Genomic DNA, 18,819 nt, shown 5'->3' with positions numbered 1-18,819 from the left:
GAAGAACTTGTAGGCCGCGTAGACCCGGTTCTTGCCGCCCCAGATGCCGATGATCAGGAACATCGGCACCAGGCCGAACTCGAAGAAGGCGTAGAACAGCACCAGGTCCAGGGCGCAGAACACCCCGATCACCAGGGTCTCGAGGACCAGGAAGGCGACCATGTATTCCGGCACGCGCTTCTCGATCGTCGTCCAGGAGGCGGCGATGCAGATCGGCATGAGGAAGGCGGTCAGCAGCACGAACAGGATCGAGATCCCGTCCACACCCATCCGGTAGTGCAGCCCCGCGAACCAGACCGCGTCCTCCAGGAACTGGAAGCCGGGATTGGCCGGCTCGAACTCGGCCACCAGCAGGATCGAAAGCGCCAGGGTCGCGAGCGTGGTGACGAGCGCGATCCACTTGGAGGCCGAGACGACGCGCGCCTCGTCCTTGGACGCCGCGCGCAGCAGCAGGATGGCCGCCACCCCGATCAGCGGGGCGAAGGTGGTGAGGGAGAGAATACCGGTCATCGGATCGTCCCCCCTCAAGCCCACTGCACCAGCGCGTAGGTCAAGAGACCCGCCACGCCGAGCAGCATCACGAACGCATAGTGGTAGACGTAGCCAGTCTGGGCTCGGCCGGCCGCGCGGCCCACCGCGTAGGACACCGCCGAGACGCCGTCGGGGCCGAAGCCGTCGATGATCTTCTGGTCGCCGCCCTTCCAGAACAGGTCGCCCAGGAACTTGGCAGCACGCACGAAGGTCGCCTCATAGAGCTCGTCGAAGAACCACTTGTTGTAGAGGAAAGTCCAGAGCGGGCCCTTCCGCGCGGCGATGGCGGCTCCCATGCCCTCGCGCAGGATGTAGACGTAATAGGCGCCGGCGAAGCCGATCGCCGAGACCGCCAGCGGCGCCCACTTCACCCAGGTCGGCGAATGATGGGCGTGCTCCAGCACATGGTTGTCGGCGCCGTTGAAGATCGCCCCGCGCCAGAATTCCTTCCATTCCTCGCCCACGAAGTGGTCGACGAAGAAGTAGCCGGCGGCGAGCGCACCGACAGCGAGCAGCATGATCGGAACCAGCATCGACCAAGGGCTCTCATGGGGCTTGTGGTCGTGGCCATGGTCGTGGTCGGGCAGCGGCTCGGAGTGGGTCTCGATCTGGGCCGAGCTGGCATGGTCGTCGGCCTCGTGCTCATGACCGTCGTGGCCCCACTTGGGCGTGCCATGGAAGGTCATGAAAGCCAAGCGCCAGGAATAGAAGGCCGTTAGGCCAGCGGCGAAGACGCTGACCACGAAGGCGAAATAGGCCACTCCGCCCATCTCCTGGCCGGCCGCGAAGGCGGCCTCGATGATGGTGTCCTTGGAGTAGAAGCCCGCGAAGCCGAGGTCGAGGCCGGGAATGCCGAAGCCGGTGATGGCCAGGGTCCCGATGGTCATGACGCCGTAGGTGATCGGCAGGTGCTTCCACAGCCCGCCCATCTTCCGCATGTCCTGCTCGTGGTGCATGCCGTGGATCACCGAGCCCGCGCCCAGGAACAGCAGCGCCTTGAAGAAGGCGTGGGTGAACAGGTGGAACATGGCCGCCTGGTAGGCGCCGACGCCCGCGGCGAAGAACATGTAGCCGAGCTGCGAACAGGTCGAATAGGCGATGACCCGCTTAATGTCATTCTGGGCCAGGCCGACCGTGGCCGCGAACAGGGCCGTGACCGCGCCGACCAGGGTGACGACCTGCTTGGCGTAGGGCGCGTACTCGAACATCGGCGACAGCAGGCACACCATATAGACGCCGGCGGTGACCATGGTCGCGGCATGGATCAGGGCCGAGACCGGGGTCGGGCCCTCCATGGCGTCCGGCAGCCAGGTGTGCAGGAAGAACTGGGCCGACTTGCCCATGGCGCCGACGAACAGCAGGGCGCAGGCTAGGTCGACGGCGTGCCACCAGGAGCCGGCGAACCACCAGCCGGTGTTGGCGAACTCGGACACCCGCGGGAAGATCTCGGCGAACTGGATCGAACCGAACATCCAGTAGACGGTCATGATGCCCAGCGCGAAGCCGAAGTCGCCCACCCGGTTGACCACGAAGGCCTTGATGGCCGCGGCGTTGGCGGTGGGCTTCTTGAACCAGAAACCGATCAGCAGGTAGCTGGCCAGGCCCACCCCTTCCCAGCCGAAGAACAGCTGCATGAAGTCGGCGGCGGTCACCAGGGCCAGCATGGCGAAGGTGAACAGCGACAGGTAGGCGAAGAACCGAGGCTTGGAATCGTCCTCAGACATGTAGCCCCACGAATAGACGTGGACCAGGGACGAGACGCTGGTGACCACCACCAGCATGACGGCCGACAGGCCATCCAGCCGGATCGACCAGTTGGACTGGAAGTCGCCGATATTGATGAAGGGCAGGAACTCCAGGGTGAAGGGCTCCAGCCCGCCCCAGGTCCACTGCGCGAAGATCATCCAGGAGAAGACGGCGGCCAGCAGCAGCAGGCCGGTGGTGATGGCCTCGGAGGCCACATTGCCGATCCGGCGGCCGAACAGGCCCGCGATGATCGCGCCCACCAGAGGGGCGAACACCACGGTGGTGATGAGGGACGAAGGGGTCATGGAAAGGTCGCTCAGCCCTTCATCATCGAGACGTCGTCCACGGCGATGTCGCCGCGGTTACGGAAGAAGGTGACGAGGATGGCCAGGCCGACGGCGGCCTCCGCCGCGGCCACGGTCAGCACGAACATGGCGAAGATCTGCCCGACCACGTTGTGCAGGTAGACCGAGAAGGCCACCAGGTTGATGTTCACCGCCAGTAGGATCAGCTCGATCGACATCAGGATGACGATGATGTTCTTGCGGTTCACGAAGATGCCGAAGACCCCGATGGTGAAGAGGATCGCGGCGACCGAGAGGTAGTGGGTCAGCCCGATGGTCATTGGTCGATCCCCTGCCCCGACTTGATCTGGACGATGCGCATGCCGCTCTTGGGGCCGCGGGCCACCTGGTCGGCGATCACCTGGCGGCGGACGCCGGGCTTGTGGCGCAGGGTGAGCACGATGGCGCCGATCATGGCCACCAGCAGCACCAGCCCGGCTGCCTGGAAGAAGTAGACATAGTCGGTGTAGAGCACCCGCCCGATGGTTTCGGCGTTGCTCACGTCCGTGTGGACCGTGGGCGTGTCGTTGAGGCGCGCCGCGCCCTGGGTCGAGACCGCCGTCGCCACCACGATCATCTCGATGGCCAGGATGCCGGCCACCAGGCCGCCCAGCGGCATGTAGCGCGCGAAGCCCTGGCGCAGGGCGGCGAAGTCGACATCCAGCATCATGACGACGAATAGGAACAGCACCGCCACGGCGCCGACATAGACGACCACCAGCAGCATGGCGAGGAACTCGGCCCCCAGGGTCACGAACAGCCCCGCGGCCGAGAAGAAGCTGAGGATCAGGAACAGCACCGAGTGCACGGGATTGCGCGATGAGACCACCGCGAATCCAGAGCCCACGGTCACCGCCGCCAGCAGGTAAAATGCGATCGCCAAGGCCATGACGGCTCTTCTCAGCCCCTCAATTTCAGTGTCGTCCGGCCCAGGGCCGGCGAGCTTTTTCGTCTCGGAATCGCGCCCCGTGCTTAGCGGTAGGGCGCGTCCAGTTCCAGGTTCTTCGCGATTTGCCGCTCCCAACGATCCCCGTTCGCGAGCAGGCGTTCCTTGTCGTAATAGAGTTCTTCGCGCGTCTCGACGGCGTACTCGATGTTCGGCCCCTCGACGATGGCGTCCACCGGGCAGGCCTCCTGGCAGAGGCCGCAATAGATGCACTTGACCATGTCGATGTCGTAGCGGGTCGTGCGCCGGCTGCCGTCGTCGCGCGGCTCGGCCTCGATGGTGATGGCCTGGGCCGGGCAGATGGCCTCGCACAGCTTGCAGGCGATGCAGCGCTCTTCCCCGTTGGGATAGCGGCGCAGGACGTGCTCGCCCCGGAACCGCGGCGACTGCGGATTGCGCTCGTGCGGATACTGCACCGTCGCCTTGGGGCGGACCATGTACTGCATGGCCATGCCGAAGGCGCCGAGAAAGTCCATCAGCGCCGCGCCCTTGATGGCCTGTGAGATGCGCTGCATCATCTGGCGCTCACTTTCCCTTACACACGAAGTCGGCGAGCCGCTTGCCGGAGCTCTGCGGCCGCTGGACGATCTCCCCGCCCCGCTTCACGCAGGCGTCGCGGGCTTGTTTCAGCGCGTCGTAGTTGGCCACATTGCCCACCGTCGCGCCCGACTCCACCGAGTTGGTCGCGCAGGCGCCGAGCGCCAGGGTCGCGGCGAGGATGACCAAGAGCCTCATGCCGCCGCCGGTCCGAACACGCGCCAGGCCGCCACCAGGGCCACAGCCACCAGCGAGGTCGGCAGGAACACCTTCCAGCCCAGGCGCATGAGCTGGTCGTAGCGGTAGCGAGGCACGATGGCCTTGGCCATGGCGATCAGGAAGAAGAAGAAGCAGATCTTCATCACGAACCACATCAGGCCGTAGAAGCTCTGCACCGTCGGCGGCCAGGTGTGCTCGAAGCCCAGCACGAACGGCGCCTGCCAGCCGCCGAAGAACAGCAGCGAGATCACCGCGCACATTAGCACGATGCTGACCAGCTCGCCGATCATGAACAGCAGGAACGGGCTGGAGGAATATTCCACCTGGTAGCCGGCCACGAGCTCGGACTCGGCTTCCGGCAGGTCGAAGGGCGGGCGGTTGGTTTCGGCCAGGGCCGAGATGAAGAAGATCACCGCCATCGGGATCATGACCAGCGCGATGGGAAGGCCGCGCAGGCCATCACCGCCGAACACGTACCAGTTCCAGAACCCGCCGGCCTGGTTCTCGACGATGGTCTGCAGGTTCATGGTCCCGGCCAGCAGGATCACGGTGATGATCACGAAGCCGATGGAGACCTCGTAGGAGACCATCTGCGCCGCCGAGCGCAGGCTGCCCAGGAACGGGTACTTCGAGTTCGAAGCCCAGCCGCCCATGATGATGCCGTAGACGCCCAGCGAGCTGATGGCGAACAGGTACATCACGCCGACATTGATGTCGGAGACCACCCATCCCGGCGCGAACGGGATTACGGCCCAGCCCACCATGGCCAGGGTGAAGGTCAGCACCGGGGCCAGCAGGAAGACGAACTTGTCGGCCCCGTCGGGAATGACCAGCTCCTTCAGCACGAACTTGATCAGGTCGGCGAAGGACTGCAGCAGGCCGAACGGGCCCACCACATTGGGACCCTTGCGCATCTGGACGCCCGCCCAGATCTTGCGGTCGGCCAGCATGAAGAAGGCCAGGGCCACGAGCAGCGGCAGGATCACGGCCATGATCTGGGCGACGGTGATCAGGGTCCAGCCGCCCGGGGTGGCCCAGAAGTTGGTGGTGGGATCCATGCCCTACTCCGCCGCGATCTTGGCGGCGCCGGAGACCACGGCGGCGCACTCGGCCATCGTCACGCTGGCGCGGGCGATGGGGTTAGTCAGATGGAAGGCCTTGATCGGGCTTGCGAAAGGCGTGTCCGACGCCGGCCCCTTGGTCCCGAGCGTGGCGAAGTCGATGGCAGCCGGCGCGGCCGGCACATAGTCGATCTGGCCGAAGGTCGGATGGTCCGCGAACAGCTTGGCGCGGAGTTGGGCCAGGGTGTCGTACGGCAGGGTCGCGCCCAGCCGGTCCGACAGGGCGCGCAGCACCGACCAGTCCTCGCGGGCTTCGCCCTTCGGGAACACGGCGCGGTAACCCATCTGCACCCGGCCCTCGGTGTTGACGTAGAGGCCGTCTTTCTCGGTGTAGGCGGCGCCGGGCAGGACCACGTCGGCCTTGTGCGCCCCGGCGTCGCCGTGGGTGCCCAGATAGACGGTGAAGGCCTTGGAGGCCGTGAGGTCGATCTCGTCGGCGCCGAGCAGGAAGAGCACGTCCAGCGCGCCCTTAGCGGCCATCTCGCGAGCGCTCTTGCCGCCCTCGCCGGGGATGAAGCCCATGTCGAGGCCCCCGACCCGGGCGGCGGCGGTGTGCAGCACGTTCCAGGTCAGGCCGAAGGTCTTGGCCGCGGCGGCCGCGGCGGCCAGCACGGTGCCGCCGTCCTCGCGACCCAGCGCCCCGGTCCCGACGATTATCGCTGGGGCCTTAGCGTCCTTGAGCGCCTTAACGAAGTCGCTCTTGGACTTGGCCAGGCCCGAAAGGGTCTCAGGCCCCGCGCCCAGATAGTCGTAGCCGTAGGTGAGGTCGGCCTGTTCGCCGATCACGCCCACCCGCAGGGCGCCGGCCAGCCAGCGCTTGCGCAGACGGGCGTTGAACACCGGAGCCTCGAGGCGCGGATTGGCGCCCACGATGAGGATCGCGTCGGCGTGCTCGATGCCGGCGATGGTGGAGTTGAACAGCCAGCTCTCGCGCGGACCGGCGCCCAGCGCCATGCCGTCCTGCCGGCAGTCGACGTTCTTGACGCCCAGCGACCCGAACAGATCCTTGGCGGCCTTCATGGATTCCGCGTCCTGCAGGTCGCCGGCGATCACGCCGACGCGGTCGGGACTGGCGGCCTTGATTTTGGTCGCGACCAGGTCGAGGGCCTCGGCCCAGCTCACCGGTTGCAGGCGACTGCCCTTGCGGACATAGGGCTGGTCCAGGCGCTGGCGCGATAGGCCGTCGACCGCGTAGCGGGTCTTATCGCTGATCCACTCCTCGTTGATGTCCTCGTTGAGGCGGGGCAGCACGCGCAGCACGGCGGGGCCGCGGCTGTCGACGCGGATCGCCGAACCCAGGGCGTCCATCACATCGACGCTCTCGGTCTTCTTCAGCTCCCAGGGCCGGGCGTTGAAGGCGTAGGGCTTGGAGGTGAGCGCGCCCACCGGGCAGAGGTCGATCACATTGGCCGACAGCTCCGACGTCACCGACTTGTCGAGATAGGTCGTGATTTCAACGTCTTCGCCGCGGGAGATGAGACCGATTTCCGGCACGCCGGCCACCTCGGTGATGAAGCGGACGCAGCGGGTGCACTGGATACAGCGGGTCATGACCGTCTTGATCAACGGCCCCATGAACTTCTCTTCGACGGCGCGCTTGTTGTCGGCGTAGCGGCTGTCGTCGCGGCCATAGCCCATGGCCTGGTCCTGCAGGTCGCACTCCCCGCCCTGGTCGCAGATCGGGCAATCCAGGGGGTGATTGATCAGCAGGAACTCCATCACCCCTTCCCGGGCCTTCTTGACCATGGGGGAGTTGGTGATGATCTCCTGGCCCTCGGCGGCTGGCAGGGCGCACGAGGCCTGGGGCTTCGGCGGGCCGGGCTTCACCTCGACCAGGCACATGCGGCAGTTGCCGGCGATCGACAGCCGCTCGTGATAGCAGAAGCGGGGAATCTCTTCCCCGGCCAGCTCCGCCACCTGCAGAACCGTCATGCCGGGTTCGAACTCGACCTCGACGCCGTTGACCTTGGCTATGGGCATGCCGGGTTACTCCGCCGCTTCCAGGGACGCGCCCTGAACATGCGGCTTGCCGATGCGGTAGTTGGTGATCCGCTCCTCCACCTCGTGCCGGAAGTGACGGAACAGGCCCTGGATCGGCCAGGCGGCCGCGTCGCCCAGGCCGCAGATGGTGTGGCCTTCGACTTGCGACGCCACGTCCAGCAGCATGTCGATCTCGCGCATCTCGGCCTCGCCGGTGGCCATGCGCTCCATGACCCGCCACATCCAGCCGGTGCCTTCGCGGCACGGCGTGCACTGGCCGCAGCTCTCGTGCTTGTAGAAGTAGGACGCGCGGGCGATGGCCCGGACCAGGTCGGCGTCCTTGTCCATGACGATCATGGTGGCGGTGCCCAGGCCCGAGCGCCGCGCGGCCAGGTCGTCGAAGTCCATCAGGGCTTCCTCGGCCTCTTCGGCCGGGATCATCCGCATGGAGATGCCGCCGGGGATCACGGCCTTGAGATTGCCCCAGCCGCCGCGCACGCCGCCGAAGTGGTCTTCGATCAGCTGGCGCATTGGGATCGACATGGTCTCCTCGACCACGCAGGGCTTGTTGATGTGGCCCGAGGCCGCCATCAGCTTGATGCCCGAGTTCTTCGGCCGGCCGAAGCTGGAGAACCACCCTGCCCCGCGGCGCAGGATCGAACCCACCACGGCGATCGACTCGACATTGTTGATGGTGGTCGGCGCGCCATAGATGCCGGCGCCGGCCGGGAACGGCGGCTTCAGGCGCGGCTGGCCCTTCTTGCCCTCCAGGCTCTCCATCAGGGCGGTCTCGTCGCCGCAGATATAGGCCCCGCCGCCGTGGGTGACGTGCAGGTCGAAGTCCCAGCCGTGGATATTGCCCTTACCGATCAGCTTGGCGTCGTAAGCCTGGCGGATGGCGGCTTCCAGGCGCTCGCGCTCATGCACGTATTCGCCGCGGATATAGATGTAGGCGGTGTGGGCGCGGATGGCGTAGCTGGCCACCAGGCAGCCCTCGATCAGCAGGTGCGGATCGTTGCGGATGATCTCGCGGTCCTTGCAGGCCCCGGGCTCGGACTCGTCGGCGTTGACCACCAGGAAGTGGGGCCGTTCGCTCTGCGCCTTCGGCATGAAGGTCCACTTCAGGCCGGTGGGGAAACCCCCGCCGCCCCGGCCGCGCAGGCCCGATTCCTTGATCTGTTCGCAGATCCACTCGGGAGTCTGGGCCAGCATCTCGCGGGTGGCGTTCCAGCAGCCGCGCGTCTTCGCACCTTCCAGGCCCCAATCGTGGACGCCATAGAGGTTGGTGAAGATACGGTCCTTGTCTTCGAGGATGCCGACCAAGGCCCCTACACTCCCTTTTTCGCGGAATGAACGCCCGCGATGAACCAGATTTGCGCGCCCAGGCCGGCCACCAGGGCGGCGATGAACACGGCGATCAGCCAATCCATGCCCATGCCGAAGGCGCCATAGGCCGCCGCGGCGGACACGATTCCGCAGACCACGTCGATGGCGACCATGACCTTCAGGCGGCGCTTGGTGGCTTCGAGATCCATCAGGCGGCCGGAGCCTTGGGCGCGGCGTTGGGCAGCGACTTGATCGGCTTGGCGGCCGAGCCGTCATAGAGCTTCGGATCGGTGAGCACGAGCGGCCCGCCCTCCGGCGAGGCGCCCTGGCGGCCGATCATCGAGCCCGGCGCGGGCGGCTTGCCGGCGGCGAAGTCGTCCAGCAGTTTGTCCAGGATCTCGACCGTCAGGTCCTCGTAATAATAGTCGTTGATCGCGGCCATGGGCGCGTTCGAACAGGCGCCCAGGCACTCGACTTCCTGCCAGTAGAACTTGCCATCGGCCGAGCGGTGGTCCTTGGGACCGATCCGCTTCTTGCAGTGGGCCATCAGGTCGTTGGCGCCGCGCAGGGCGCACGGCGTGGTACCGCAGACCTGCACCAGGGCGTGTGTGCCCACCGGCTCCAGCATGAACATGGTGTAGAAGGTCGCGACCTCCAGCACCCGGATCTGCGGCATGGCGAGCAGGGCGGCGACGGCGCGGATGGCGGGTTCGGAGACCCAGCCCTCCTGCTTCTGGACCAGCCACAGGATCGGGATCACGGCCGACTGCTGCCGGCCTTGCGGGTACTTCGAAATCCACCACTGCGTCTGCTTGGCGCTCTCTTTCGAGAACTCGAAGCTGGCCGGCTGGTTCGGCGAGAGGCGACGGACGCTCAAACGTTCCTCACTTCACAAAGTCGACGCGGACGATCTTGGCGTCGGCGATCGTGTAGATGGCCGCGACCTCGAAGGTGTCGCCGCCGGGCGTGCGGCTGACCCGCTCATGATCGATCACGGTGTTTCCCACGATGACGCGGCTGAGCAGCTCGGCCTTGTTCTGCGGGAAATCGGCGAACAGCTTCACGTGCCGGGCGCGGATCGCCGCGATCCCGTCGGCGGTGACCGCACCGTTGAAATCGCCGAGCGTCGCTTGGTCGGCGTAGAAGGTGCAGAAGGCCTCGAGGTCCTGGTCGTTATAGGCCTGGAACTGGGCGTCCACGACGTCGAACGGGCTGATGCAGGCGGGCGCGCTCACCGGTCGATCTCCCCGAACACGATGTCCAGCGAGCCGAGGATGGCGGAGACGTCGGCCAGCATGTGGCCACGGTTCATCCAGTCCATGGCCATCAGGTGCGGATAGCCCGGCGCGCGGATCTTGCAGCGATAGGGCTTGTTGGTGCCGTCCGAGACCAGGAAGACGCCGAACTCGCCCTTGGGCGCCTCGACGCAGGCATAGACCTCGCCCGGCGGGGTGCGGAAGCCCTCGGTATAGAGCTTGAAGTGGTGGATCAGCGCTTCCATCGAACGCTTCATCTCACCGCGACGAGGCGGGCTGACCTTGTTGTCCTCGGTCATCACCGGGCCGGGCGTCCTCTTCAGGCGCTCGACGCACTGGAGGATGATCTTGGTGCTCTCGCGCATCTCTTGCATGCGGCAAAGATAGCGGTCGTAGCAGTCGCCGTTGACGCCCAGCGGGATGTCGAAATCGAAGTCGTCATAGCATTCGTAGGGCTGGCTTCTGCGCAGGTCCCAGGCGATGCCCGAGCCGCGCACCATGACGCCGGAGAAGCCCCATTTGATGGCCTCGTCCTTGGTCACCACGCCGATGTCGACGTTGCGCTGTTTGAAGATGCGGTTGCCGGTGATCAGCTTATCGATGTCGGCCATCGGCCGGGCGAAGGCCACGGCCCAGTCGCCGATGTCGTTGATCAGAGCCTCAGGCAGGTCCTGGTGGACGCCGCCGGGCCGGAAATAGTTGGCGTGGAGCCGCGCCCCGCAGGCGCGCTCATAGAAGACCATCAGCTTCTCGCGCTCTTCGAAGCCCCACAGCGGCGGGGTCAGAGCGCCCACGTCCATAGCCTGGGTGGTGACGTTGAGCAGGTGGTTCAGGATGCGGCCGATTTCCGAGAACATCACCCGGATCAGGCTGCCGCGGATCGGCACCTCGATCCCCATCAGCTTCTCGATGGCCAGGCAGAAGGCGTGTTCCTGGTTCATCGGCGCCACGTAGTCGAGGCGGTCGAAATAGGGGATGTTCTGGAGGTAGGTCCGGTACTCCATCAGCTTTTCGGTGCCACGATGCAGCAGGCCGATGTGCGGGTCGACCCGCTCGACGATCTCCCCGTCCAGCTCCAGGACCAGGCGCAGGACGCCATGGGCCGCGGGGTGCTGCGGGCCGAAATTGATGTTGAACTTGCGGACCGGAGTCTCCGGCACGTGCGGGGTCAGGGAAGCGTCGTCAGCCATCACTTCGCCTCCACCTTCTCGTCGCCGGGCAGGACGTAGTCGGCGCCCTCCCAAGGCGAGAGGAAGTCCCAGTTGCGATACTCGACCGACTTCACCGGCTCATAGACCACGCGCTTGAGCTCGTCGTCGTAGCGCAGCTCCACATAGCCGGTCATCGGGAAGTCCTTGCGGAGCGGATGGCCGTGGAAGCCGTAGTCGGTGAGGATTCGGCGCAGGTCCGGATGGCCCTCGAAGAAGATCCCGTACATGTCGAAGGCTTCGCGCTCGAACCAGTCGGCGCAGGGATAGACCCCGGTCACGGTCGGGACGGGCGTGTCCTCGTCGGTCTCGATCTTCAGCCGGACCCTGTGGTTCTTCGTCAAGGACAGCAGGTGGTAGACCACGTCGAACCGCCGGACGCGCTCGGGATAGTCGACCCCGCAGAGGTCGATGAGCTGCTGGAACTGGTAGTCCTTATGGTCGCGCAGATAGGTCAGGGCGTCGACGATGCGCGGCAGGGGCGCGGTCAGGGTCAGCTCGCCATAGGCCACGGAGTGGCCGGCGATGGCGCCGGCGCTGTTGGCCACCATCGCCTGGCCCAGCATCTCCATGTGGTCGGAGGTCTGCGGCCAGCTCATCGCTCGATGGTCCCCGTGCGGCGGATCTTCTTCTGCAGCTGCAGCACGCCGTAGACCAGGGCCTCGGCGGTGGGCGGGCAGCCCGGGACATAGATGTCCACCGGCACGATCCGGTCGCAGCCGCGCACCACGGAATAGGAGAAGTAGTAGTACCCGCCGCCGTTGGCGCACGAGCCCATGGAGATGACGTAGCGGGGCTCCGGCATCTGGTCGTAGACCTTGCGCAGAGCCGGGGCCATCTTGTTGCAGAGCGTGCCGGCGACAATCATCACGTCCGACTGGCGGGGGCTGGCGCGGGGCGCGAAGCCGTAGCGCTCCAGGTCGTAGCGCGGCATCGAGGCCTGCATCATCTCGACCGCGCAACAGGCAAGGCCGAAGGTCATCCACATCAGCGAGCCGGTGCGCGCCCAGGTGATCAGGTCGTCGGCGGCGGCGGTGATGAAGCCCTTGTCGGCCAGTTCGCCGGAGATGCCGTCGAAGAACGGGTCATGGGCCTTGGGATTGTAGCCCTCGACCGTGGTCCGGCCGGCGGCTCCCGCGGGAATGATCACTCCCATTCCAGGGCTCCCTTCTTCCATTCGTAGATGAAGCCCACGGTGAGCACGCCCAGGAAGGTCATCATCGACCAGAAGGCGAATTGGCTGGCCTCCTGCGGCAGCTTCATCAGCGCCACGGCCCAGGGGAACAGGAACGCCACTTCCAGGTCGAAGATGATGAACAGGATCGAGACCAGGTAGAACCGCACGTCGAACTTCATCCGCGCGTCGTCGAACGCGTTGAACCCGCACTCATATGTGGAGAGCTTCTCCGGGTCCGGGGCCTTGGGGGCCAGGACCGCCGAGGCGATGATGAAAACGAGGCCCAGGGCTCCCGCGATCCCCAGGAAGATCACGATGGGCAGGTACTGCAGAAGGAAGGCGTTCATGGAATCCTCAAGCGGAGTCGGGGCTCTTCTAGACCACGTCGGCGGCGGGTTCAAACGGCGGTTTGCGCTGCGAAAAGCCTTACCGCCTCAATAGTTGAGAGCGATTCGCAACAAGCCTCACCACGGAACGCCGGTCTCTATCCGCCGCCTTATGGAGCACGGCCCGGCTCGGGTCGCGGTACGGCCGGAACAAGCTTTGGGGTGCGTCATTCCGCGCTTCATTCACCGATCTCCGCAGAGACTCGTTGACACGATTCCACCTCGGACATATCAGACGCGCCTCGCGGTCACCGCGAGCCGTATGCGGATGTAGCTCAGTTGGTTAGAGCGCCGGCCTGTCACGCCGGAGGTCGCGGGTTCGAGTCCCGTCATTCGCGCCACGTCTTCCCCGAGATCGCCAGACGTCCAAACGGTCCGCCGCGCGCTTGCGCTTGACCTCGGCGGGCAAGCAGCGATCTCCTGACCTCAGGGTTGTTGGGGGGACCGATGAGAGCCTATCGCGCCGTCGCCGCTCTGGTCGCCTGGTTCGGGCTGCTGCTGCAGTACTGGCTGATGGTCCGCGGCCAGGACGGCGAGGGCTTCGCCACGCGGACGGTCAACTTCCTCAGCTACTTCACGATCCTCTCGAACCTGTTCGCGGCGGTAATGTTCACCGCGCCGGCCGCCTACCCCACCAGCCCGATCGGCCTGCATTTCGCCAAGCCGGCCATCCGGACCGCCGTCACGCTCTACATGTCCGTCACGGCGGCGATCTATATCGTGATCCTGCAGGGCCTCTGGGACCCGCGGGGGCTCCAGTGGGTGGCCGACACCACCCTGCACTATGTGACCCCAGCCCTGGTCCTGCTGGACTGGCTGCTGTTCACGCCAAAGCAGACCCTGCGCTGGGTCTATGTCTGGCCGTGGCTGGCCTTCCCCCTGGCCTACGGAGCCTACAGCATCTGGCGGGGGCCCCATGCCGACTTCTACCCCTATCCGTTCCTCGACGTCTCAAAGCTCGGCCTGGAGCGGGTCGCGATGAACATGGCCGTGGTGACTGGCGTCTTCCTGGTCCTGGGCCTGGTGTTCATCGCCATCGACCGCTCGGTGAAACCGCGAGGCTAGGCGCCGGAGCTTCGTGCTCGGCCCGGCGGCTCGAGGCCTCTGTCCCGGCGGGCTACCCCACCAGCTCGGCGCTTTTGGAGAGCACGAAGTCCTTGGGATCGGGCGCCAGGGTGGCGCGCCAGTAGTCGACCAGGGCGAACGGCCAGTTCTGCGTCACCCGGCCCGCCTCGTTCTTGTACCAGCTCGTCACCTGCGGGGCGCCCCACGCCATCAGCCGGTTGCCCTCGTCGACCTTGATGTTGAAGGCGTCGTGGACCTCGCGCCTGGGTTCCATGGCCGCGGCGCCCGTCTGGGCCAGCAGCTTCAGGCAGCCCAGGATGTAGCGAACGCTGCACTCTGAGAAGAAGACGATCGAGCCGTTGACCACGATGTTGGTATTGGGGCCGTAGATCATGAAAAGGTTCGGGAAACCGGGCGTGGTCATGCCCAGATAGGCGCGCGGATCGCCGGCCCAGGTCTCGTGCAGATCGGCGCCCTGGCGGCCCTTGATCTTCATCGGCCACAGGAACTTCGAGGCGTGGAAACCGGTGCCGTAGATGATCACGTCGAAGTCGCGCGCCTGGCCGTCGGCGGTGACGATGCCGGCCGGGGTGACCTCGGAAATCCCTTCGGTGACCAGCTCGACATTATCGCGCTTGAGCGCGTCCAGCCAAACGCCGTTGTCCAGCAGGGCCCGCTTGCCGCCGGGCGGATAGGTCGGAATGATCTTGGCCACCAGGTCCGGCCGATCGGGCGCCTGGGCGGCGATCGCCGCGGCGATCATCTCCCGGAAGCCCAGGTTCAGCTCGCTGACCGCCGTCGTCGGTCCGTTCCAGCCCGGATCGGCTGTGACCATGGGCAGCAACCCGTCGGTCACCATCCAGAACATCCAGAACCGGTACCATTTGTCGTAGAACGGCACGTGCTCCATCAGCCAGTTCATCCCCTCGGGGACGTCCTCATGATAGTGCGGCACCGGGAAACCCCAGGGCGGCGTGCGCTGGAAGACGCTCAGGCTGGCGACCTTGCCGACGATTTCCGGCACGAACTGGAAGGCGCTGGCGCCAGTGCCGATCACCGCCACCCGCTTGCCGGTCAGGTCTACGTCATGCCGCCACTCGGCGGAGTGGAAGGACGGCCCCTTGAAGCTCTCGCGGCCCTTGATGTCGGGATAGCGCGGGCGGTTGAGCTGGCCCACCGCGGTAATCACCGCATTGGCCTCGACATGCTCGATCCCGGAAGGGGTCTTTAGCCGGGCCCTCCAGACGGAACGGGCCTCGTCCCAGGCCATCTCCTCGACCACGGTCTCGAAGCGCACCTTCTTCTTGAGGTCGTAGCGGCCCGCCACCCCGCGGAAATAGTCCAGCAGGACGGGCTGTGTCGAAAAATGCTGCGGCCAGAAATGGTTGGGCTCGAAACTGTAGGAATAGATGTGGTTGGACGAGTCGACGCGGCAGCCCGGATAGGTGTTCTCCAGCCAGGTCCCGCCGACGTCAGGATTCTTGTCGACGATCTCGAAGGGCACGCCGGCCTGGGTCAGGCGGATGGCGGCCAGCAGGCCCGACATGCCCGCGCCGACCACCAGGACATTGAGCTTCCGCGCCGCGACCTTGAGCTCCGGCGTGGACCAATTCGGGTCCTTGGTGCTGTGGCCGTCGATGGCCAGCTCGTCGGTGAGGAAGTCGCCGTAGCCTTCGGGAATGTCCGCCCCAGCCACGAAGTTCATCATCTGGTGGAGGACGTCCGGCGGCGGTATCGCCGCCATGGGCGCCTTGCCGGCCAGATAGGCGGTGATCGCGACCTTGGCCGCGGCCCGCATCTTGACCTGCTCCTCCTCGGGCACCCCGGTCTCACCGCGCGACAGCGGCGTATAGGTGGGCCGCCACTCGGGCCGCAGCCAGCCGGTATCGCCGGTCAGATGCACCAGCGCCGCGGAGAGCGCGGGCAGATGCGCCGTCTCCAGCGCCTGGTCGAGGGGCTCCAGATCCACCGCCATGTTCGTGTCCGCCCTTAGGTTATCGCTGTTCTTGAAGCCAGTTTACGCCTCTCAAAGGCGAGCGAAAGGGCGCCGTAGCGTCAGGTCATGGGGCGATCCGCACCGGCAGGGTCTCGTAGCCCTTCACGAAGCTGGAGCGGACGCGCTTGGGTTCGCCGACCACTTCGATGTGGTCGAAGCGCTTGAGGATCTCCTCCCAAACCACCCGCAGCTGCATCTCGGCCAGGCGATTGCCGACGCAGCGGTGGATGCCGAAGCCGAACGACAGGTGCTGGCGCGGCCGGGCCCGGTCGATGATGAACCGCTCGGGGGTCTCGATGGCCTCTTCGTCGCGATTGCCCGAGACGTACCACATGACGACCTTATCGCCCTTGCGGATGGTCTTGCCGCCGATCTCGATGTCCTCCAGCGCCGTCCGACGCATGTGGGCCAGCGGGGTCTGCCAGCGGATGATCTCCGAGACCATGCTGGGGATCAGCGACGGATCGGCGCGCAGCTTGGCGTACTGATCGGGATTCTCATTGAGCGCCAGCAGTCCGCCGCTGATCGAGTTGCGGGTGGTGTCGTTGCCGCCGACGATCAGCAGGATGATGTTCCCGAGATACTCGTCGGGGGTCATGTTCCGGGTGGCCTCGCCGTGGGCCAGCATGGAGATCAGGTCGCCTGCCGGCGTAGCGTTGACCCGCTGGTTCCAAAGCTCGGTGAACTCCGCCAGGCACTGCATCAGTTCTTCCTGGCGCGCCTCCTCGGTCTCGCAGAGCGCGCCCGGCATCGGGAGGGTGGTGGCGACATCCGACCAGCGGGTCAGCTTACGGCGCTGCTCGAACGGGAAATCGAACAGGGTCGCCAGCATCTGGGTGGTCAGCTCGATGGAGACCCGGTCGACCCAGTCGAAGGTCTCGCCCCGCGGCAGGGCGTCCAGGATCTTCGCCGCCCGCTCGCGGATGATCGGCTCCAGCACGTGCAGATTGGCCGGCGAGACCACCGGGCTAACGGTCTTGCGCTGCACGTCGTGCTTGGGCGGATCCATGGCGATGAAGCTGGGACGCCGGAGGTCCGGCCGCGCGTCGCGGATGGTGATGCCGCCCAGCGCCGCCTCCGACGAGAACACCCCGTGGTTCGTGTCCACGGCCATGATGTCGTTGTACTTGGTGATCGACCAATAGGGGCCGAACTCGCTGTCCTTGCACCAATGGACGGGCTCCTCCCGCCGCAGTCGCTCGAAATAGGGCCAGTGGGTGTTGGTGCGGAACAGCTCCGGATCGCCGGGATTGAACTCTTCCAGCGGCAGGGAATAGGCCCGGGCCCGCGCCTCGTCGGCCAGTTTCATCGCGCCATCCGCCATTGCGATCGCTCCCATGATCGACGCCAGGTCCGCGACCGTCAGGCCGTCGCCGGCGTCTTATGGGAAGATGAAACGCCAATCCGCGCGTCGGAACAACGCCCGTTGAATCCAAACTAAGTTCGGTTCTGCGCCCGCACGATACGCGCCATCGCCTCGCCGGGAAGCGTCATGCCCGAAGCGGCCAGGTTCCCCTCCAGGTGCGCCAGGCGGGTCGTGCCGACGACCGCGCTGCTGACATTGGGATCGGCGAGCACATAGGCCAGGGCGGCCTGGGCCCCGGTCATACCGGGGATGTCCGCCAGGAATCCGAACCGGGCGCCCTTTGCGACGTCGGCCCGATGGTTCTTCAAGGCGCGCAGGGCGTACCAGACGTCGCGCGGCCGACGCAGCTTCAGGACCTGGCCGCCGGCGTGGCCCATGGCGAGCGCCATGCCGGCCAAGACGCCCTTCCCCTGCGCCGTGGCCTGGGCGATCAGCGGCGCGCGTTCGGGACGTAGGATATTGTAGTCGACCATCACCACGTCGATCTCCGCCCGGTCGGCGGCGTGGGCGATCACCTGCGGATCGAAGCTGTTGACCCCCAGGGCGCGGATCAGGCCACGACGCTTGAGGCCCGACATCCTGTCGAGGAACCCATCGGTCAGCTCGCTCAGAGCTGGCCCATGCAGCTGCAGCAGCGGCAGGGCCTCGAGCCCGAGGTTCCTCAGGCTGATCTCGACGCTGGCCTCGACGGCGGCCGGGTCGAAGTCGCGGACCACCCTGCGGCCGTCGTGGCGGGTGCCGGCCTTGGTGGCGATCACCAGGGCGTCGGTCGCCCTGCCCTTCAGCGCCCGGCCGAGTCGCGGTTCGGCGTTCCCGTCCGAATAGGCCGCCCCCGTGTCGAACAGGGTGACGCCGCCGGCGAGCGCCGCATGCACCAGTCGAATCGCCTCGCCCTCGTCGAAGGCCCGCTTACCCCACCAACTGGCGCAGCCGAGGCCGATCTCCGAAACAGTGAATCCGGTCTGTCCGAGCGGTCGGTAGCGCATGGGTCGCCGATGTTCTCCAGGCAGTGTCCTTAGGGGCCTTGATGATCTCGCCGAAGGCTGGCCTAAGGAGGCCGACGGGCGGCTAGCTCAGCTGGTCAGAGCACCTGGTTTACACCCAGGGGGTCGGGGGTTCGAACCCCTCGCCGCCCACCAACCATCGGGGCGGCGCCCAAAGGAAAAGGGCGGTCGCCGGGTACGGCGACCGCCCTTAGACGCTTTAGCCCACGGCTCGCCTTAGTTCAGCGAGCTCTTCAGGCCTTCACCGACGCGGAAGCGCGCCGTCTTCGACGCCGGACGGTTCACCGTTTCACCGGTGCGCGGGTTACGCGCGGTGCCCGCCGCGCGGTTCACCGGCACGAAACTGCCGAACCCGACGAGCCGGACTTCCTGCCCGCCCTTGAGCGACGCCGTGACGCTCTCGATGAACGCTTCCAGCGCGTCTTTCGCTTGCGCCTTATTGAGGCCCGCCTTGTCGGCGATCGCCGTGACGAGTTCGGCCTTAGTCATTTTCCTGTCTCTCCCAGCCCGTTGTCTCAACCGCGAACCTCTCGCGGACTCGCGAGGCTGCTTCGCGTTGCGCGATTATGGCGGTCTCGTTACGCGCGTCAAACGAAGGCGGCGCCGGAATC

The 18,819-nt window shown here is 66.2% G+C and carries 21 protein-coding genes and 2 tRNA genes; 3 read left to right on the top strand and 20 right to left on the bottom strand.

The genetic code is table 11. From position 1 onward, the window contains the following. The 16 genes from Q8Q88_RS17235 to Q8Q88_RS17160 all read right to left on the bottom strand — a co-directional run. A partial coding sequence (locus tag Q8Q88_RS17235) for a proton-conducting transporter membrane subunit (RefSeq protein ID WP_305676411.1) occupies window positions 1-510 on the bottom strand: 510 nt, incomplete at its 3' end. Window positions 511-524: 14 nt separating this feature from the next. Next, the gene (nuoL, locus tag Q8Q88_RS17230) at window positions 525-2,582 is read right to left on the bottom strand and encodes an NADH-quinone oxidoreductase subunit L (RefSeq protein ID WP_305676410.1); all 2,058 of its coding nucleotides are present in this window, start codon (window positions 2,580-2,582) and stop codon (window positions 525-527) included. 11 nt (window positions 2,583-2,593) lie between these two features. Then, the gene (nuoK, locus tag Q8Q88_RS17225; RefSeq protein WP_254833178.1) at window positions 2,594-2,902 is read right to left on the bottom strand and encodes an NADH-quinone oxidoreductase subunit NuoK; all 309 of its coding nucleotides are present in this window, start codon (window positions 2,900-2,902) and stop codon (window positions 2,594-2,596) included. Beyond that, window positions 2,899-3,510 carry an NADH-quinone oxidoreductase subunit J gene (locus tag Q8Q88_RS17220; RefSeq protein ID WP_305676409.1) on the bottom strand — a complete coding sequence of 204 codons (612 nt, stop codon included), beginning with the start codon at window positions 3,508-3,510 and terminating at the stop codon, window positions 2,899-2,901. Before Q8Q88_RS17220 ends, nuoK begins: the two co-directional genes overlap by 4 nt. An 83-nt stretch (window positions 3,511-3,593) precedes the next feature. Continuing rightward, window positions 3,594-4,085, bottom strand: coding sequence for an NADH-quinone oxidoreductase subunit NuoI (gene nuoI / locus Q8Q88_RS17215; RefSeq protein WP_254833176.1), 492 nt, complete (start codon window positions 4,083-4,085; stop codon window positions 3,594-3,596). 7 nt (window positions 4,086-4,092) lie between these two features. Next, window positions 4,093-4,302, bottom strand: a complete 210-nt coding sequence (locus Q8Q88_RS17210) for a hypothetical protein (RefSeq protein WP_305676408.1) — start codon at window positions 4,300-4,302, stop codon at window positions 4,093-4,095. Beyond that, window positions 4,299-5,381 carry an NADH-quinone oxidoreductase subunit NuoH gene (nuoH, locus tag Q8Q88_RS17205; protein ID WP_305676407.1) on the bottom strand — a complete coding sequence of 361 codons (1,083 nt, stop codon included), beginning with the start codon at window positions 5,379-5,381 and terminating at the stop codon, window positions 4,299-4,301. Before nuoH ends, Q8Q88_RS17210 begins: the two co-directional genes overlap by 4 nt. Before the next feature lie 3 nt (window positions 5,382-5,384). Further along, window positions 5,385-7,424, bottom strand: a complete 2,040-nt coding sequence (nuoG, locus tag Q8Q88_RS17200) for an NADH-quinone oxidoreductase subunit NuoG (RefSeq protein ID WP_305676406.1) — start codon at window positions 7,422-7,424, stop codon at window positions 5,385-5,387. Window positions 7,425-7,430: 6 nt separating this feature from the next. Beyond that, window positions 7,431-8,747 (bottom strand): NADH-quinone oxidoreductase subunit NuoF, encoded by a 1,317-nt coding sequence (gene nuoF, locus Q8Q88_RS17195; RefSeq protein WP_305676405.1) that lies wholly within the window; start codon window positions 8,745-8,747, stop codon window positions 7,431-7,433. Between the two features lie 5 nt (window positions 8,748-8,752). After that, on the bottom strand, window positions 8,753-8,959 hold the full coding sequence (locus Q8Q88_RS17190; protein WP_305676404.1) for a hypothetical protein: 207 nt from the start codon (window positions 8,957-8,959) through the stop codon (window positions 8,753-8,755). Next, window positions 8,959-9,627: an NADH-quinone oxidoreductase subunit NuoE gene (gene nuoE, locus Q8Q88_RS17185; protein WP_305676403.1), complete on the bottom strand. Its 669-nt coding sequence runs from the start codon at window positions 9,625-9,627 to the stop codon at window positions 8,959-8,961. The genes Q8Q88_RS17190 and nuoE overlap by 1 nt, the downstream gene beginning before the upstream one ends. Before the next feature lie 7 nt (window positions 9,628-9,634). Further along, complete coding sequence (locus Q8Q88_RS17180) at window positions 9,635-9,985, bottom strand: nuclear transport factor 2 family protein (RefSeq protein WP_305676402.1); 351 nt, start codon at window positions 9,983-9,985, stop codon at window positions 9,635-9,637. Beyond that, entirely contained in the window at window positions 9,982-11,196 is a 1,215-nt protein-coding gene (locus Q8Q88_RS17175; protein WP_305676401.1) for an NADH-quinone oxidoreductase subunit D, read from the bottom strand. Before Q8Q88_RS17175 ends, Q8Q88_RS17180 begins: the two co-directional genes overlap by 4 nt. Next, window positions 11,196-11,813, bottom strand: coding sequence for an NADH-quinone oxidoreductase subunit C (locus Q8Q88_RS17170; RefSeq protein WP_305676400.1), 618 nt, complete (start codon window positions 11,811-11,813; stop codon window positions 11,196-11,198). Before Q8Q88_RS17170 ends, Q8Q88_RS17175 begins: the two co-directional genes overlap by 1 nt. Further along, entirely contained in the window at window positions 11,810-12,391 is a 582-nt protein-coding gene (locus Q8Q88_RS17165; protein ID WP_305676399.1) for an NADH-quinone oxidoreductase subunit B family protein, read from the bottom strand. Before Q8Q88_RS17165 ends, Q8Q88_RS17170 begins: the two co-directional genes overlap by 4 nt. Continuing rightward, window positions 12,361-12,738, bottom strand: coding sequence for an NADH-quinone oxidoreductase subunit A (locus tag Q8Q88_RS17160; protein WP_254833165.1), 378 nt, complete (start codon window positions 12,736-12,738; stop codon window positions 12,361-12,363). Before Q8Q88_RS17160 ends, Q8Q88_RS17165 begins: the two co-directional genes overlap by 31 nt. A 303-nt stretch (window positions 12,739-13,041) precedes the next feature. On the opposite strand from Q8Q88_RS17160, the gene Q8Q88_RS17155 reads away from it, so the two are divergent. Then, window positions 13,042-13,118: transfer RNA gene (locus tag Q8Q88_RS17155), tRNA-Asp, on the top strand. A gap of 106 nt (window positions 13,119-13,224) precedes the next feature. Further along, window positions 13,225-13,842, top strand: a complete 618-nt coding sequence (locus Q8Q88_RS17150; protein WP_305676398.1) for a Pr6Pr family membrane protein — start codon at window positions 13,225-13,227, stop codon at window positions 13,840-13,842. A 52-nt stretch (window positions 13,843-13,894) separates the two neighbouring features. Here Q8Q88_RS17150 and Q8Q88_RS17145 read toward each other — a convergent pair whose 3' ends face one another. The 3 genes from Q8Q88_RS17145 to Q8Q88_RS17135 all read right to left on the bottom strand — a co-directional run bounded on the left by Q8Q88_RS17145 (window position 13,895) and on the right by Q8Q88_RS17135 (window position 18,190). Continuing rightward, window positions 13,895-15,817 carry an NAD(P)/FAD-dependent oxidoreductase gene (locus tag Q8Q88_RS17145; protein ID WP_305676397.1) on the bottom strand — a complete coding sequence of 641 codons (1,923 nt, stop codon included), beginning with the start codon at window positions 15,815-15,817 and terminating at the stop codon, window positions 13,895-13,897. 85 nt (window positions 15,818-15,902) lie between these two features. Further along, the gene (locus Q8Q88_RS17140) at window positions 15,903-17,162 is read right to left on the bottom strand and encodes a cytochrome P450 (RefSeq protein WP_305676396.1); all 1,260 of its coding nucleotides are present in this window, start codon (window positions 17,160-17,162) and stop codon (window positions 15,903-15,905) included. Window positions 17,163-17,275: 113 nt separating this feature from the next. Continuing rightward, window positions 17,276-18,190, bottom strand: a complete 915-nt coding sequence (locus Q8Q88_RS17135; RefSeq protein WP_305676395.1) for an aldo/keto reductase — start codon at window positions 18,188-18,190, stop codon at window positions 17,276-17,278. Between the two features lie 76 nt (window positions 18,191-18,266). On the opposite strand from Q8Q88_RS17135, the gene Q8Q88_RS17130 reads away from it, so the two are divergent. Continuing rightward, a tRNA-Val gene (locus Q8Q88_RS17130) sits at window positions 18,267-18,343 on the top strand. Window positions 18,344-18,424: 81 nt separating this feature from the next. On the opposite strand, the gene Q8Q88_RS17125 is transcribed toward Q8Q88_RS17130, so the two are convergent. Next, entirely contained in the window at window positions 18,425-18,727 is a 303-nt protein-coding gene (locus tag Q8Q88_RS17125; protein ID WP_305676394.1) for an HU family DNA-binding protein, read from the bottom strand. Window positions 18,728-18,819: the final 92 nt, after the last annotated feature.

The sequence above is a fragment of the Phenylobacterium sp. genome (assembly GCF_030697925.1).
In the GTDB taxonomy this organism is placed as follows: Bacteria; Pseudomonadota; Alphaproteobacteria; order Caulobacterales; family Caulobacteraceae; genus Phenylobacterium.
Note: the sequence above shows the minus strand (reverse complement) of the source record. Positions and strands in the feature narration are given on the sequence as shown.